Here is a 396-nt window from a genome sequence, read left to right on the forward strand (position 1 = left end):
GATCGTCACCACGTGGACGATCGGCGCGTCGGGGAGGACTCCCGTCACGGTTCACCGCACGTGCTTGCCCGCCAGCTCCCACAGTTGCTCCGCGATCGCGTCGTCGAGCGCGTCGCGGGTGACTCGCCACTCCCAGTTGCCAGCCAGCGTGCCCGGCTCGTTGAACCGCGCCTCGCTGCCGAGCCCGAGGAGGTCCTGGAGCGTCGTCACCGCCAGGATCGCGTCCGAGGCCCAGACCTCGTCGATGATCGCCCACTCCGGCGGATCGTCGGGCTCCGCGCCGACGTTGTACCGGAAGCAGTCGCGCTGTTCGGCCGGCAGGTCCTCGAAGTAGCCGACCCACGTGTCCGTGTCGTGCGTCGAGGTGTAGCCGACGACGCCCTCGCCGTAGTGCAT

Annotated in this window: 1 protein-coding gene; it reads right to left on the bottom strand. The window is 69.7% G+C overall.

Annotated elements, in window-relative coordinates; translation table 11 throughout:
* Positions 1-51: 51 nt before the first annotated feature.
* On the bottom strand, positions 52-396 hold a 345-nt coding region (locus tag EXE44_RS18405), incomplete at its 5' end, for a 4-alpha-glucanotransferase (protein ID WP_199241285.1).

Source organism: Halorubrum sp. SS7, from assembly GCF_005435055.1.
GTDB lineage: Archaea > Halobacteriota > Halobacteria > Halobacteriales > Haloferacaceae > Halorubrum > Halorubrum salinarum.